13 protein-coding genes are annotated in these 13,769 nt (G+C 70.4%); 7 read left to right on the top strand and 6 right to left on the bottom strand.

Annotated features, from left to right (window positions below):
- The first annotated feature begins 310 nt into the window (after nucleotides 1–310).
- The 3 genes from AB0B96_RS33625 to AB0B96_RS33635 all read left to right on the top strand — a co-directional run bounded on the left by AB0B96_RS33625 (nucleotide 311) and on the right by AB0B96_RS33635 (nucleotide 3,696).
- Nucleotides 311–1,696: a selenium-binding protein SBP56-related protein gene (locus tag AB0B96_RS33625; protein ID WP_362905304.1), complete on the top strand. Its 1,386-nt coding sequence runs from the start codon at nucleotides 311–313 to the stop codon at nucleotides 1,694–1,696.
- Nucleotides 1,697–1,754: 58 nt separating this feature from the next.
- On the top strand, nucleotides 1,755–2,381 hold the full coding sequence (locus AB0B96_RS33630; RefSeq protein WP_362905306.1) for a hypothetical protein: 627 nt from the start codon (nucleotides 1,755–1,757) through the stop codon (nucleotides 2,379–2,381).
- Nucleotides 2,382–2,454: 73 nt separating this feature from the next.
- The gene (locus tag AB0B96_RS33635) at nucleotides 2,455–3,696 is read left to right on the top strand and encodes a serpin family protein (RefSeq protein WP_362905308.1); all 1,242 of its coding nucleotides are present in this window, start codon (nucleotides 2,455–2,457) and stop codon (nucleotides 3,694–3,696) included.
- A gap of 144 nt (nucleotides 3,697–3,840) precedes the next feature.
- Here AB0B96_RS33635 and AB0B96_RS33640 read toward each other — a convergent pair whose 3' ends face one another.
- On the bottom strand, nucleotides 3,841–4,674 hold the full coding sequence (locus tag AB0B96_RS33640; RefSeq protein ID WP_362905310.1) for a hypothetical protein: 834 nt from the start codon (nucleotides 4,672–4,674) through the stop codon (nucleotides 3,841–3,843).
- A gap of 119 nt (nucleotides 4,675–4,793) precedes the next feature.
- Nucleotides 4,794–5,534: a class I SAM-dependent methyltransferase gene (locus tag AB0B96_RS33645; protein ID WP_362905312.1), complete on the bottom strand. Its 741-nt coding sequence runs from the start codon at nucleotides 5,532–5,534 to the stop codon at nucleotides 4,794–4,796.
- Between the two features lie 120 nt (nucleotides 5,535–5,654).
- On the opposite strand from AB0B96_RS33645, the gene AB0B96_RS33650 reads away from it, so the two are divergent.
- Nucleotides 5,655–6,476, top strand: coding sequence for a MerR family transcriptional regulator (locus AB0B96_RS33650; RefSeq protein WP_362905314.1), 822 nt, complete (start codon nucleotides 5,655–5,657; stop codon nucleotides 6,474–6,476).
- An 81-nt stretch (nucleotides 6,477–6,557) separates the two neighbouring features.
- On the opposite strand, the gene AB0B96_RS33655 is transcribed toward AB0B96_RS33650, so the two are convergent.
- Nucleotides 6,558–6,995, bottom strand: coding sequence for an SRPBCC family protein (locus AB0B96_RS33655; protein WP_362905316.1), 438 nt, complete (start codon nucleotides 6,993–6,995; stop codon nucleotides 6,558–6,560).
- Nucleotides 6,996–7,394: 399 nt separating this feature from the next.
- The gene (locus AB0B96_RS33660) at nucleotides 7,395–8,312 is read right to left on the bottom strand and encodes a YegS/Rv2252/BmrU family lipid kinase (RefSeq protein ID WP_350945853.1); all 918 of its coding nucleotides are present in this window, start codon (nucleotides 8,310–8,312) and stop codon (nucleotides 7,395–7,397) included.
- Between the two features lie 208 nt (nucleotides 8,313–8,520).
- Here AB0B96_RS33660 and AB0B96_RS33665 point away from each other — a divergent pair, with 208 nt between their 5' ends.
- From AB0B96_RS33665 to AB0B96_RS33675, 3 genes are all read left to right on the top strand, one after another.
- Nucleotides 8,521–10,095 carry an acyl--CoA ligase family protein gene (locus tag AB0B96_RS33665; protein ID WP_362905318.1) on the top strand — a complete coding sequence of 525 codons (1,575 nt, stop codon included), beginning with the start codon at nucleotides 8,521–8,523 and terminating at the stop codon, nucleotides 10,093–10,095.
- A 175-nt stretch (nucleotides 10,096–10,270) separates the two neighbouring features.
- Nucleotides 10,271–11,050, top strand: coding sequence for an IclR family transcriptional regulator (locus AB0B96_RS33670; RefSeq protein ID WP_362905320.1), 780 nt, complete (start codon nucleotides 10,271–10,273; stop codon nucleotides 11,048–11,050).
- 8 nt (nucleotides 11,051–11,058) lie between these two features.
- A complete protein-coding gene (locus tag AB0B96_RS33675; protein WP_350945850.1) occupies nucleotides 11,059–11,916 on the top strand; it encodes a fumarylacetoacetate hydrolase family protein in 858 nt (285 codons plus the stop codon).
- Nucleotides 11,917–12,038: 122 nt separating this feature from the next.
- Here AB0B96_RS33675 and AB0B96_RS33680 read toward each other — a convergent pair whose 3' ends face one another.
- Together AB0B96_RS33680 and AB0B96_RS33685 are read right to left on the bottom strand one after the other, a co-directional pair.
- A complete protein-coding gene (locus AB0B96_RS33680; protein WP_362905322.1) occupies nucleotides 12,039–12,821 on the bottom strand; it encodes a hypothetical protein in 783 nt (260 codons plus the stop codon).
- Nucleotide 12,822: 1 nt separating this feature from the next.
- On the bottom strand, nucleotides 12,823–13,767 hold the full coding sequence (locus AB0B96_RS33685; protein ID WP_362905324.1) for an alcohol dehydrogenase catalytic domain-containing protein: 945 nt from the start codon (nucleotides 13,765–13,767) through the stop codon (nucleotides 12,823–12,825).
- Nucleotides 13,768–13,769: the final 2 nt, after the last annotated feature.

Raw genomic sequence — 13,769 nt, forward strand, 5'->3', positions numbered from 1 at the left:
TGTTTTTAATTGAGTTTCTTCCCCTCGTGTTTTTTTTATTTTTTTTTTTTTTTGGGGGGGGGGGGGGGGCCCCCCCCCCCCCCACCTCTCCCCTGTTAGGCGCCCTTTCCACGAGTCTCTCGAAACCTCCGACGGCCCCCCTACGGGAAGATCTCCGGTCGCGCGAGCGGCCCTCTCGTTTCACCGGCCAGGAGACCGTGCGGAGGTGCCCCCGTCCGCACCGGTCACACAAAATGACCACTGGACAACAGGCAGTTTTCCTACATGATTAGTTGGGTACCGATTCCGGCTACGAGTTCAGGAGTTCGCCGTGGCACTCATCCAGCCCGACCCCACCTTCTACCCGTCGGCCCGTGAGGCCATGACGGCCCCGAAGGAGGAGCTCGCCTACGTCGCACTGCTCGCCGCGACCGGCGACGGCCGGCCCGACGGGCTCGCCACGATCGACCTGTCGACCGGGGCGATCGCCGACGTGCACGACATGTCCGTCCCCGGCGACGAGCTCCACCACTTCGGCTGGAACGTGTGCAGCGCGGCCCTGTGCCCGTACGCGCCCCACCCGCACGTGGAGCGCCGCTACCTGGTCCTTCCCGGTCTGAGGTCCAGCAGAATCTACATTTTCGACGTCAAGGACGACCCCCGGAGCCCCAAGCTCGTCAAGACGATCGAACCGGAGACGATCTTCGAGAAGACCGGCTACAGCCGCCCGCACACCGTCCACTGCGGCACCGACGCCATCTACGTCAGCGCGCTCGGCGACGTGGACGGCGACGCGCCCGGCGGGATCTTCACGCTCGACCACGACACCTTCGAGCCGAAGGGCCGCTGGGAGGCCGACCGGGGGACACAGCGGCTGCACTACGACTTCTGGTGGCACCTCGGGCATGACACGATGATCTCCAGCGAGTGGGGAACACCCAACCAGATCGAGCCGGGACCCTCGCTGGAGCTTCTGGTCGGCCGACAGTACGGCCACCGGCTGCACGTCTGGGACCTGGCCAAGCGCAGACACCTTCAGGAGATCGACCTGGGCGACCAGCACCAGATGGCCCTGGAGCTTCGTCCCGCCCACGACCCGACCAAGACCTACGGCTTCGTCAACACCGTGATCAACGTCGAGGACCTGTCGGCCAACATCTTCACCTGGTACCTGGAGAACGGCGTCTGGAAGGCGCGCAAGACGATCACGATCCCGGCCGAGCCCGCCGACCCCGACCTGCTGCCCGAGCCGCTCAAGCAGTTCGGCGCGGTGCCACCGCTGGTCAGCGACATCTCACTCACCCTCGACGACCGCATCCTGCTCGTCTCCGCCTGGGGCACCGGCGAGCTCAAGGCGTACGACGTCTCCGACCCGTTCGCGCCACGCGAGACCGGCTCGGTCCGGATCGGCGGGATCGCCAGGCGTGACGGCCACCCGGCGGCTCGGGGCCGGGCGCTGAACGGAGGGCCGCAGATGGTCGAGGCGAGCAGGGACGGACGGCGGGTCTATTTCACCAACTCGCTCTACCGCTCCTGGGACGACGTCTTCTACCCCGACGGCATCTCCGGCTGGATGGCGAAGGTGGACATCGCCGACGACGGTTCGATCGCCCTCGATCCGGACTTCTTCGTCGACTTCTCCTCCGACGGCCGCCGCGCGCACCAGATCCGTCTGCAGGGTGGCGACTCCTCCTCCGACTCCTACTGCTTCCCGTGATCCCGGCCACCTTCCCACCGGACGTCGACACCTTCCCACTCCCCGCGAGGCGCACCCGATGGATCTGACGTCCCTGCTCATCCTGGCCGGGCTCGGTGCCTTCCACGGCCTGAACCCGGCCATGGGCTGGCTCTTCGCGGTCGCGCTCGGGCTGCAGGAGCGCTCTCGCGAAGGGGTGCTGCGCGCGCTGCCGCCCATCGTGCTCGGCCACGCGGGCTCGGTGCTGATCACGCTCGTACTGGTGTCGGCGGCCCGGCTGGCCGCCCCGCCGAAAGCGGTCTCGTACGGCGTGGCGGCCGTGGTCTGCGGGTTCGGACTCTGGCGGCTGCTGAGACGGCGCCATCCCCGCTGGGTCGGCATGAAGGTGACGAAGTGGCAGCTGGCCGGGTGGTCGTTCCTGATGGCCACCGCTCACGGGGCCGGGCTGATGGTGCTCCCTGTCGCCCTGCACAGCGGACATGGCGGGCACGGGGGTCACGAAGGGCACGACGCCGCCGCGCTTGCCTCGCAGAGCCTGCTGACGACCGGGGTGCACACAGTGTCCATGCTGGTGACGACGACCGTTCTGGCCCTCGTCGTCTACGAGCGGCTCGGCGTGGCGGTGCTCCGCAAGGCGTGGTTCAACCTCGACCTCGCCTGGGCCGTCGCCCTCATCGGGGCCGGCGCCTTCGCCGCGATCACCTGATGCCGCCCGGCACGCGACCCGAAGCCCGCGCGAACCGGGTGAACCGCCCGGCGGCGGCGTACGTTTCAGGATCATGCGCCGACTGTTACCCACCCTGCTGGCCGTCGCCGCCCTCTCGGCGTGTGCCATGACCTCCTCCAGCGTGATCACCGCGAAGGGGGTGGAACGGGAGACTCCGAAGGATCCTCCGATCAAGGAGACCGTACGCGGTCTGACCTCCTTCGGGCACGCCCTGTTCGCCGCGACCGCGAAACCCGGGGCCAACACCGTCCTGTCGCCTCTGAGCATCGGTTACGCCTTCGGCCTGGCGAGGGCGGGAGCCGCTGGAGACACCGCCACCGAACTCGACGCGGTCTTCGGCTTCCCCTCAGGCGGTCCGCACACCTCGCTCAACGCGCTCACCAGGCAGATCGTCACGACCGACGCTCCGCCTCCCCTTCCGGAACCGGACGCGGAGCGGGACGCCCAGGCGGGCGCGCCCGAACCACCGGTCGTGGGCATCGCCAACGACCTGTTCACCCAGGAGGGGTTGGACGTCAAGCCCGAGTTCCTGCGTACGCTCGCGGCGCAGTACGGCACGGGCGTGCGCCAGGTGGACTTCACCGGCGACGCCACGGAGGTCATCAACGCCTGGGCCGAGGAGCGGACCGCGGGGCGGATCAGAAAGGTGTTCGACGACCTGCCCGCGCGGACCAGGCTGGTCATCGCCAACGCCGTTTACCTGCGGGCCGACTGGACGGTGCCGTTCACCGACGCGCCGGAGGAGGGCGCCGCCTTCACCCGCGCGGACGGTACGACGACACGCACGACCCTGATGCGCAAGGACGGCTTCCTCCCGTACGCGGCGGGATCCGGCTGGCAGGCCGTGGAGTTGCGCTACGCCGGGGACGAGCTGGCCATGTGGGTCCTCCTGCCGCGAGCGGGCGGTTCCCCAGGTGACCTGCTCTCCCCCGCCGTGATGGCGGAGGTGGCGCGCGAGCTTGAGGAGCGGCCGGTGCGGCTCGCCATGCCCCGGTGGGACTTCTCCACGAGCCTGGATCTGGCGGAACCGCTCGCGAGACTGGGGCTGCGGGGGACCGACTACTCGGGAATCACCGACGGAGCCCTCCTCGACCAGGCGGTCCACCGCGCCAACATCACCGTGGACGAGTGGGGTACCGAGGCCGCCGCCGTCACCGGTCTCGCTTTCGCCGTGTCGGGCCCGCCCGCACCGGAGGCCGAGGTCCGTGCCGACCACCCGTTCGCCTTCGCGATCGTCCACCGGCCGACGCTGACCCCGCTGTTCATCGGCCAGGTCGGCGACCCGGCCGCATGAGGGCGTCCGGCCGCGTGAAAGCGACCTGATCGCGTGAAAGCGAGCCGACCGGGTGAAAGCGATTCGGCCCGCCTGGCGGAAGGCCCGCGAAGACCCCGCTGTCCGGCGGGAGGTGACCGCGCGCGAGCGCGACCTTTCGCGGGCTCAGCGGGAGAAGGGGAGCAGGCCCTTGTCCACCACGGTCCGGCCGAAGACGCGGGCCAGCTCCGCCAGGCGGGCCAGTTCGTCGTCGGAGAGCGCGGCGTACGCGGGCAGCGCCAGCTCGTCGGTGCGGTCCTCGATCCGCTGCCTGAGCGCCGCGCCCTCCTCGGTGAGCTCGTCGCCGGCGAGCAGGCCGCGTCCGCGCAACCCTTCCTCGGCCGAGGCCCACTCCTCCTCGGGCCAGTCGCGGCTGAGCTTGAGGAACACCGTGGGGACGTGCCCGGCCGCGGCGTGCAGGACCAGCGCGTCCAGCGGGCCGACGCCCTCGGCCAGCAGGGTCGCGACGTGCCCGTCGCCCCGGAACTCACGAAGCAGCGTCTGGGCGTGCCAGAGCCGTTGAAGCGGCTCGGAGGGCCAGGGCAACGCGGCGTGCGCGGCGAACAGCGGGCGCCCCTGGGGGTGCTCGCACGCCCTCTCCGCGGCGCGGACGGCGAGTTCCGTCGTCTCGGCGAGGGTGTCGATCTCGTGGATCCCGGCCCGGCGCAGTGCCGCTCCCGCGGCTTCGAGGCGGGCCGCGAGCAGCTTCTCCGGGGTCGTGACCTGCCACGCGGCAGGAAGGGCGCGCCGCACCAGGGCGGGGTGAAAGTTGTAGAAGGTCGCGATGACCAGCTCGGCGGAGGCGGTGCCGAAGGCCGCGGCACGGGAGGCGAAGTAGCCGGCTCGCTCATCGAGGCCGAGCGCGGCGTAGCGCTCGGTGGCCTCGGGCACGAAATAGATCATCCCGTGGACGGGCTCCAGGCGGCGCCAGGATTGACGGGCGAGCCGGACGTCGGTCATCACGCCTCCAGGTCGATGGAACGGTCGGGGCCCTCGGTCTCGTGCCGGGCGAAGCCGGCACTCCTCGGACAAACCGACCGGCCGGTCTCCAGGAACCTATTCCTACCCGCCAGTAGCCGTCAACGGCGGCGCACCACGAAGACGCCCCAGCCGAGGTATCGCCTGCCGTACTCGACGTGCGAGCGACGGGAGCGCTCCAGGAAGTCGCGCACCTCCCCGACCTCCGGATCGTCGGGGTTGCCGCGCAGCCAGTCGCTCAGCGTCCACCACTGGCTCGCCATGTAGCGGTCCCAGCTGTCGGGGTCGGCGAGGACCATCTCCAGCACCTCGACCCCCGCCGCCTCGAACCGGTCGAACGTCCCGGCCAGCGAGGTGAAGTCGTCCGGGCCGAAGCCGAACGACTCGTACGCCCCGGCGGGCGGCTCGGAGGTCCAGTACGGCTCGCCGACGAGGAGGATCCCGTCGTCCTTCAGCGCGGGGAGCATCAGCTTGACCGTTCCCTCCAGCCCGCCGCCGATCCAGGTCGCCCCCAGACAGGACACGACGTCGAACGCGCCCGCCTCCGCCCGGTAGGCTCCCGCGTCGCCCTTCTCCAGGCTGACGTGATCGGCCACCCCGAGTTCCTCGACCCTGGCGCGCGCCGCGTCGAGGAAGACGTCGCTGATGTCGACGCCGACCCCCTCGATCCCGTGGGCGAGGGACCACCGGCAGAGCATCTCCCCCTTGCCGCAGCACAGATCGAGCAGGCGCATTCCCGGCCGGAGCCTGGCGATCTCGCCGAGCAGCGCGAGCTTGTCGTCGGTGAACGGGTTGAGGATGCGATGACCGCCCTCGGCGATCTCGTGAAAACGCAGCGACATGGTCGCCATACTCACCCGGTGCCGAACCGCCGGACAACCGGTTATCTCCGGGCGCTCCCCGGGGAAGGGCCGGGAGGGGTTGCGGCTGACACGGTGTCAGCCCCTATACCTGAAAGCACCATGTTCAGTATCGGAGAGTTCTCCCAGCTCGGCCAGGTGTCGGTGCGCATGCTGCGCCACTACGACGCGATCGGCCTGCTCAGGCCCGCCCATGTCGACCCGGACAGCGGACACCGCTTCTACCGGGCCGACCAGCTGTCCCGGCTCAACCGCGTCATCGCCCTGAAGGATCTCGGCCTCACCCTGCGCCAGATCTGTTCGATCCTGGACGAGCGGGTCGACGCCGCGGAACTGTACGGGATGTTGCGGCTGCGCCGCGCCGAGTTGGAGGGGCGGATCGCGGCGGACACGGCCAGGCTCCTCCGAGTGGAGGTACGGCTCACGACGATCACCAAGGAAGGTCACATGCACCCGGAAGAGGTCCTTCTCAAGCCGATCCCCTCGACACGCGTGGCGGAACTCACCGCCGTCGCGGCCAGTTACGAAGGCGAGGACATAAGCCCCGTCATCCAGCCCCTCTTCACCGAGCTGTGCCGGCGCCTCGACGTGGCCGGCGTGAAGGTCACCGGGTACGGCATCGCCCGCTACGAACCCGAGGCCGACGGCCGGGTGATCGTGCACGCCGGGCTGGAGGTCGCCACGGAGACGAGCGACGACCACGACTTCGCCGTCGTGGACCTGCCGGAGATCGAGCAGGCCGCCACGATCATCCACCGCGGCTCGATGGAGGAGGTCGGCCCGACGTTCCAGACGCTGGCCCACTGGATCGACGAGCACGGCTACCGGGGTGTCGGGCTGGCCCGGGAGGTCTCCATCGACTGTCCCGAGGGCGACTACGACAACTGGGTGACCGAGCTGCAGATGACGGTCACCCGGGCGTGACGAACACCGCGGGCGGCGATCACCCACGGTCCGGCGTCGTGAACGACGGGCCGCAGAGGCGATCTCCACCCGTGGACGACGTCACACGTCCGAGGTGACCAGGTCACCGAGGCGGCGGGCGTTCCGCTGGAGCTTGCGCCTGAGCATGCGTCCGAGAATGGGAGCGCGCAGGCGTAGCAGCCCCGGGGGCCTCACCTGGAACCAGATGGTCAGCAGGCATCGGTCGTCATCCAGGGGCACGACCGATCTGCCGCCCACGACCTCGATTCCCGACGTCCCCCGCCAGAGGAACTCCCTTCCGGGCACCACCGAGGTCACCACACCGCTGATGTAGTAGACGCCTCCGGCGAAACGGAACATCTCCTCGGTGGTGGTGCCCGGGACGACGATTCCCGGCGGGTCGGGCGCCATCGTGGTCACGCCCGCACGCCAGCGGGGATCCTGGCCGAAGTCGGCGACGATGCGCCATATGTCGGCCGCGGGGTGGTCCATCTCGATCGAGACCCTCACCTCGATCACAGCTCGTACACGGTCCCTGCCGGCCTCTCGGACGCGGTCCGCGGGCGGGCCCGGGCAGCGTCGGCGGCGTCGTTGTCGTCGCGTGAAGCCGGAGCGGAAAGGACCGGCACGGGGTCCCTACGGGGGCCCGGCGGGGCGTCGTGTTCGCCGCCGGGGGCGACGTTCTCCGTCCAGTGTTCCCCGGTCATCGCCCCGCTCTTTCCCGTTAAGCGAAATCAGTCGATGAACCATATCGAATATGTATTTGTCATGAATGCTAACTAAAAGGGGGTTTCGGGGGGGCGTCGGGACGCCCCCCCGAATGTCGCGCGGGCCGACACCGATGCACGACGCCCCACGATCGGCACCGATCAGAGCCGGCGGCTCACGATCGTCGTCGGCCTGGCCGGCGATCCACGATCACGGCTGGTCGGAGCCGGCGGACTCGGGGACACGGATGGTGATGCCGCCGGGCACGACCTTGGCCTTGAGCTCGGTGACGCTGCCCTTGGCGCCGCCGTCCAGCTCGTAGGTCATGGGAGTGGCGAACGTGGCGGTCATCTTGCGCGCCCGGGTCATCCTGACGAACGGCGACTCGTCGGACCGCCCCACGCTCATCCGGCCGAGCACGCGGGCCCACTGGATCGGCCCCTCCGCGGTGGTCACGCCGATCTCCAGCCATCCGTCGTCGGGACGCGCGTCGTCGAACGCCTCGACACCGCCGGTGATGGTGCCGACGTTGCCCAGCAGCAGACAGCTCGCCTCACCCTCGAACCACGTCACGCCGTCGATCTTGACCTTCATCCGCACGAGCTCTCCCCGGACGTGGCGCAGCCCCGTCCAGACGTACGCCACCCGCCCCAGACGGTCCTTCAGCCCTCGATCGGCGTCCTCGATCATCGCCGCGTCGAAGCCGACCCCGGCCATCACCGCGAAGTGCTCGCCGTTGACCTTTCCGAGGTCCAGCTTCCTGCTCTCGCCGTGGAAGGCGATGTCCACGGCCTTGGGCAGGTCCTCGGGGATGCCCAGGTTCTGCGCGAAGAGGTTCGCCGTCCCCGCCGGGAGGATGCCGACCGTGACGCCGGAGCCCGCGAGCGCGTCCACGCAGCGCTGCACCATGCCGTCGCCGCCCCACACCAGGACCAGGTCGGCCCCTTCCTTCAGCGCCTTCTTCGCCTTCTTCGGCGCCTTCTTGCTCTTGGGCACCTCGTACCAGAGCAGTTCGCCGACGCCCTCGTCGGCGAGCAGCCTGCGCAGCTCGTCAAGCCCGCCGCCGAACGTCTTCTTCTGGTGGGCGATCACCGCGACCGTGCCGACCTTCTGCTTCCGGGGCAGCATCTGACCTCCTGTAACGCCACGTCGGATACCCCAACGGCTGCCCTCACCCCGAACCGGCAAACGTCGCCGCCCACCGGAGGGATCCCTCCCGCACCCGGGTCGTTCGCCGCCCGGCCCGGCCGTTGAGTTCACATATATGAACAGCTTGACAGCATACGGAACCCACCTGACAATGGGCCGCGAAGCCCCACAGAGAGGCGGAGTTGCCGTGTCGGCTCATGTCAGTCGGACGCCCGACGCGGGCGTCGTCGCAGGTCTGAGTTTCGAGGCCCTCACCCCGACGGCCTTCCTGGACCGGGCCGCGGCGGTCCACGCCGACCGCACGGCGGTGATCGACGGGCCACTCCGGCTGACCTACCGCGAGCTGCACGAGCGGTGCCTGCGCCAGGCGGGCGCGCTCGCCGCCCTGGGGGTGCGCCCCGGCGACCGCGTCGCCGTGCTCGCCGCCAACACCCCGCTGCTCCTGGAGTCGCATTTCGGCGTGCTGTACGCGGGAGCGGTGCTCCTCACCCTCAACATCAGGCTCTCGGCGGAGGAGTTACGCCACATCGTCCGGCACTCGGGTGCCCGGCTGCTGATCTTCGACCCCGAGTTCGCCGAACTCGCCGAGGCGGTCGCCGAACCGCTGGAAGACCTGAGAGCCGTGGGCCCGCTGGAGTACGAGCGGCTGCGCGCCGACGCCGCGCCACACCGGGTGCCCGTGACGGACGAGCACGCGCTGATGGCCCTCAACTACACCAGCGGAACCACCGGCCATCCCAAAGGGGTCATGTACCACCACCGGGGCGCCTACCTCCAGGCGCTGGCCATGGTCGCCCACTTCCGCCTCACCCAGGAGGCCGTCTACCTCTGGACGCTGCCGATGTTCCACTGCAACGGCTGGGCGTTCCCCTGGGCCGTCACGGCCGTCGGCGGGGTCCACGTCTGCCTGCGCGGAGCCGACCCGCACCAGGTGTGGCGACTGATCGCCGCCGAGCGGGTCACCATGCTGTGCGCCGCGCCCACGGTGCTGATCTCCCTCGTCGAGGCCGCCCCCGCGTCACCCGACGGCCATCGGGTGACGGTCGCGGTCGGCGGCGCGCCGCCGTCGCCCACCCTGCTCCAGGGCTGCGCCAGGGCCGGCTTCGACGTCACCCACCTGTACGGCCTGACCGAGACGTTCGGCCCCGCGGCCATCTGCGACTGGCGGCCCGAGTGGTCGGCCCTGCCGATCGGCGAGCAGGCGCTGCTCCGCGCCCGCCAGGGCGTCTCGAACCTGGTCTCGTGCGCGATGCGCGTCCTCGACGCCGAAGGCCGGGACGTGCCCCGGGACGGGGAGACGATCGGCGAGGTCGCGCTGCGGGGCAACACGGTGATGCTCGGCTACTACCGGGACGAGGAGGCCACCCGGGCCGCCGCGCCCGACGGCTGGTTCCGCACCGGCGACCTCGGCGTGCTGCATCCGGACGGCTACCTGCAACTGCGTGACCGTGCCAAGGACATCATCGTCTCCGGCGGGGAGAACATCTCCTCGATCGAGGTCGAGGCGGCCCTGGCCAGTCATCCGGCGGTCCTGGAGGCGGCGGTGGTCGGCGTTCCCGACGAGCGCTGGGGCGAGCGTCCCTTCGCCTTCGTGACCCTGCGCCCCGGCGCGGAGGCCACCGCGGAGGAGCTGCGCGCGCACGTACGCGGCCGGATCGCGGCGTTCAAGGCGCCGGACAGGTTCGAGTTCGGGGAACTGCCCAAGACGTCCTCCGGCAAGATCCGCAAGGTGCCGTTGCGTGCCCGGGCCAATGCCCGCTGACACCGCCGGTCGAGGACGCGGACCACCGCGCGGAGCGAGCGGCACAGCCGGGCGTCCCCCGAGCGCGAACCGCCGCACCGGGCGGTCGACCGGAGCTTTCCCCACCCGTCAGCGAAGCGGGTAAGGTGCCACTAGCCGAACCTCGGTTTACCTACATGAACGGCCTTCCATCGCCATGAACCCACTTGTCAAGTCGGCGGACCGCACCCTCGCCATTCTGGACCTGCTGACCGACCATCGCGACGGCCTCACCCTGACCGAGATCCAGCGCCTGCTGGAGATCCCGAAGAGCAGCACCTACACGCTGCTCGTCACGATGGCCACCAGAGGGTTCCTGGAACAGGACGCCGAGACCCGGCGCTTCCGCGTCGGCATCCGGCTGTGGCAGGCGGGCCAGAGCTACGTCGCGGTCGCCGACCTGGAGCAGGCGGCGCTGCCGTACATGGAGGCGCTGCGGGACACCCTGAACGAGACCGTCCAACTGGCCACGCTCGACGGCACGGACAACGTCTACATCGCCAAGGTCGACCCCGACCAGCAGCTGCGCCTCGCCTCCCGCGTCGGCATCCGGCTGCCGGCCTACGCCACCGGGATCGGCAAGGCCCTGCTCAGCCAGCTCCGCGACGAGGAGATCGGGGAGCGGTTCGCCGAGGTCCGCTTCGTCCAGTACACCCCTCAGACCATCACGTCGCTGCCCCACCTGCTCGCCGCCGTGCGCGAGGTACGTGAGAACGGCTACGCGACCGACAACTCCGAGTACACCCCCGGCGTGTTCTGCATCGCCGCGCCCTTCAGCGGCCACCGGGGAGGCGGCCGCGCCGCGATCAGCGTCTCGATCCCCGAGATGCGCAAGACGCCGGCGCTCATCGCCACGACCATCGACAACGTCCGCTCGACCGCTCACCAGCTCTCGCTGCGCATGGGCTACCAGGTCGGCGCGGGCGGCAACGCGTAAGGACTCACATGGAACTCTTCCGGTTCGGCCCGGCCGGGTCAGAACGCCCCGCCGTACGGCACGAGGGTCGCGAGTACGACCTCACCTCGCTCACCGCCGACCTCGACGGCGCGTTCTTCGCGGCCGACGGCATCGAGCGGGTCGCCGCCGCCCTGGCCACGGGTGAGCTCACCGAGATCGACACGACCGGGCAGCGGATCGGATCGCCCGTCGCGCGGCCCGCCGCGGTGGTGTGCATCGGGATGAACTACGCCGCCCACGCGGCCGAGTCCGGCGCGGCCCCGCCGGAGCACCCCGTGGTCTTCCTGAAGCACCCGGGTTGCGTGGTCGGCCCCGGCGACGAGGTGATCCTCCCTCCCGGTTCGGTCAAGACCGACTGGGAGGTCGAGCTCGCCGTGGTGATGAAGCGCACCCCGCGCTATCTGAGCGACCCGGCCGAGGCCCTCGACTACGTGGCGGGCTACGCGCTCTCCAACGACCTGTCGGAGCGGGCGTTCCAGATCGAGGTGTCGGGCGGCCAGTGGTCCAAGGGCAAGTGCGCCGAGACGTTCAACCCGCTCGGCCCGGTGCTGCGGCCCGCGGCCGAGATCCGGCCCGACCGGCTGCGGCTGCGCTCCTGGGTCAACGGCGAGCCCCGGCAGGACTCCAGCACCGCCGACATGATCTTCTCGGTGCCCGAGCTCATCGTGCATCTGAGCAACCACATGCTGCTGCTGCCCGGCGACGTCATCAGCACCGGAACCCCCGAGGGCGTCGGTCTCTCCGGCCGCTTCCCCTACCTCAGGGCCGGCGACGTGGTGAGCGTGGAGATCGACGGGCTGGGCCGGCAGGAGCAGAAGGTGGTGGACTACCGGCCCGTGTCCTGAGCGACGTCAGGGCACGGGCGAACGGCCCCGCGAACGGTCGCGGTACGGAAAAGACGACACGGAAAAGACGACACGGCAGGCCCGGCACCGCGCGATCGGTCGCGGTACCGGGCCCCTCGCGTTCACGGACCGGGGAGCTCCGCGACGACGCCGTCCGGGTAGCGGGTGAGCTGGTCGGCGTCGTAGATGGTCAGCGGCACGTCGGCCACCCTGCGGACCCGCTCGTGGGCCGCCATCGCCTCGTAGATGTTCTCGCAGATCCCGATGGGCTGGTCGGTGTCGAGGTTGCGGCGGGTGAAGTAGGCGTCGGTCACCGTGACCACGCCCGCCGTGCTGTCGATCTCCACGGCCATGGAGGCGCGGTGGTGCGAGCCGGTCCACCAGGTACGGATCCCCGGCACCACCTCGTCCTCGTCGGCGAGCAGCCGGACCCGGTCCCACGCGTCGCGGGTGAGATAGCCGAGCACGTCCGGCGGCAGGCAGGCCCAGCGGTCGTCGTGCGGGTGCCGCTTGGTGCGGTGGAAATGGGTCCAGCCACGCTCGGTCAGGCAGAACCGCGCGTTCGGGAACAGCGGGACGTTCGAGGTGGTGTAAAGCTGCAGCGGCGTCAGCAGGACATGGGTGACATCCTCCGGTGCGACACCGTGCGCGGCCAGCTGGTCGGGCAACCACTGGCCGGGCTCACGCCGCATCGCCGCGCGCTCGCCGAGGAAACCGGCCCACTGCTCGTTCATCGGGCCGAGGTCCTCGGCCGGTCCCGTGCCGACGAGCGCGGTGACCCCCTCGCCCTGGATCAGCACGGCCTGGAAGGCGAGCCGATACCACCGGTCCCAGTCCGACATCCAGTACACCTCGGGACCCGGAACGTCTCCGTCGCCCAGATGAAGCAGACGTACACCGAACATCTCACTCCCCTCCCCACGGGCGCAGCAGCGCCTTGACGACATCCTGTCGTCCTTCCATCAGCTCGCCGAAGATGACCGCGCCGTCGGCCAGGTCGAAACAGGACGCCCAGTCCAGCGTGAGGCTCCCCGCGAGCCTCACGGCGTCGGCGAACTCGGCCGCCGTGTAGCAGTACGAGCCGACGACACGCTTCTCCTCACGGACGATCTTCTGTCCGTCGAAGGCGGCGTCGCTGCTGAGCAGCCCCACCCACACGGCGGTGCCGCCCGGGCGCAGGTGCTGCACCGACACGCGGTGCGTCGCCGCCGCGCCGACGGCGTCCACGACGATGTCGAACTCGCCCCGCAGAGAGGTGGTGACGGCGGTCGCGCCCAGGCGCTCGGCCACCTCCAGCCGCTCCCGCGACAGGTCGCAGACCACCACCTGGTCGGAGAACCGCCTGGCCGCGAGCATGGAGACCAGGCCGATCGTGCCGGCACCCAGCACGGCGACGCGGGCGCCCTCGGCCGGGCGGGCGAGGTTCAGCGCGTGCACGCCGTTGGCGAGGGGCTCGATCATCGCCGCCGTCTCGAACGACATGGACGGCTCGATCGGATGCAGGGCCTTCTCGGGTACGCAGACGTACTCCGCGAACGCCCCCGCCCGGTGGATGCCCAGGATGGCCCGCTCACGGCAGAGATGATCGCGGCCCAGCAGGCACAGGTCGCACACCCCGCAGCTGAGCAGGGGGTTGACCGTGACCCGGCGGCCGTCGGGGGTGGTCCCGGCGAACTCGTGGCCCATGATCAGCGGTGGCCGCCGGAAACCGCTGTCGCGGATGCCGTGCAGCTCGCTGCCGCAGATGCCGACCGCGCGGACCTGGACGAGGGCCTCACCGTCGATCGGCCGGGGGTCGGCGACATCGAGCAGCTCGACGGTGCTCGGCTTGGTGTAGACGAGAGCGCGCACCG

This window comes from Streptosporangium sp. NPDC049046 (assembly GCF_040649155.1).
Lineage (GTDB): Bacteria > Actinomycetota > Actinomycetes > Streptosporangiales > Streptosporangiaceae > Streptosporangium.

Bases quoted from the DNA above. Each gene is read 5' to 3' on its own strand.
- AB0B96_RS33630 (WP_362905306.1), top strand. From the start codon at position 1,755: ATGGATCTGACGTCCCTGCTCATCCTGGCCGGGCTCGGTGCCTTCCAC.
- AB0B96_RS33635 (WP_362905308.1), top strand. From the start codon at position 2,455: ATGCGCCGACTGTTACCCACCCTGCTGGCCGTCGCCGCCCTCTCGGCG.
- AB0B96_RS33640 (WP_362905310.1), bottom strand. From the start codon at position 4,674: ATGACCGACGTCCGGCTCGCCCGTCAATCCTGGCGCCGCCTGGAGCCC.
- AB0B96_RS33645 (WP_362905312.1), bottom strand. From the start codon at position 5,534: ATGTCGCTGCGTTTTCACGAGATCGCCGAGGGCGGTCATCGCATCCTC.
- AB0B96_RS33650 (WP_362905314.1), top strand. From the start codon at position 5,655: ATGTTCAGTATCGGAGAGTTCTCCCAGCTCGGCCAGGTGTCGGTGCGC.
- AB0B96_RS33660 (WP_350945853.1), bottom strand. From the start codon at position 8,312: ATGCTGCCCCGGAAGCAGAAGGTCGGCACGGTCGCGGTGATCGCCCAC.
- AB0B96_RS33670 (WP_362905320.1), top strand. From the start codon at position 10,271: ATGAACCCACTTGTCAAGTCGGCGGACCGCACCCTCGCCATTCTGGAC.
- AB0B96_RS33675 (WP_350945850.1), top strand. From the start codon at position 11,059: ATGGAACTCTTCCGGTTCGGCCCGGCCGGGTCAGAACGCCCCGCCGTA.
- AB0B96_RS33680 (WP_362905322.1), bottom strand. From the start codon at position 12,821: ATGTTCGGTGTACGTCTGCTTCATCTGGGCGACGGAGACGTTCCGGGT.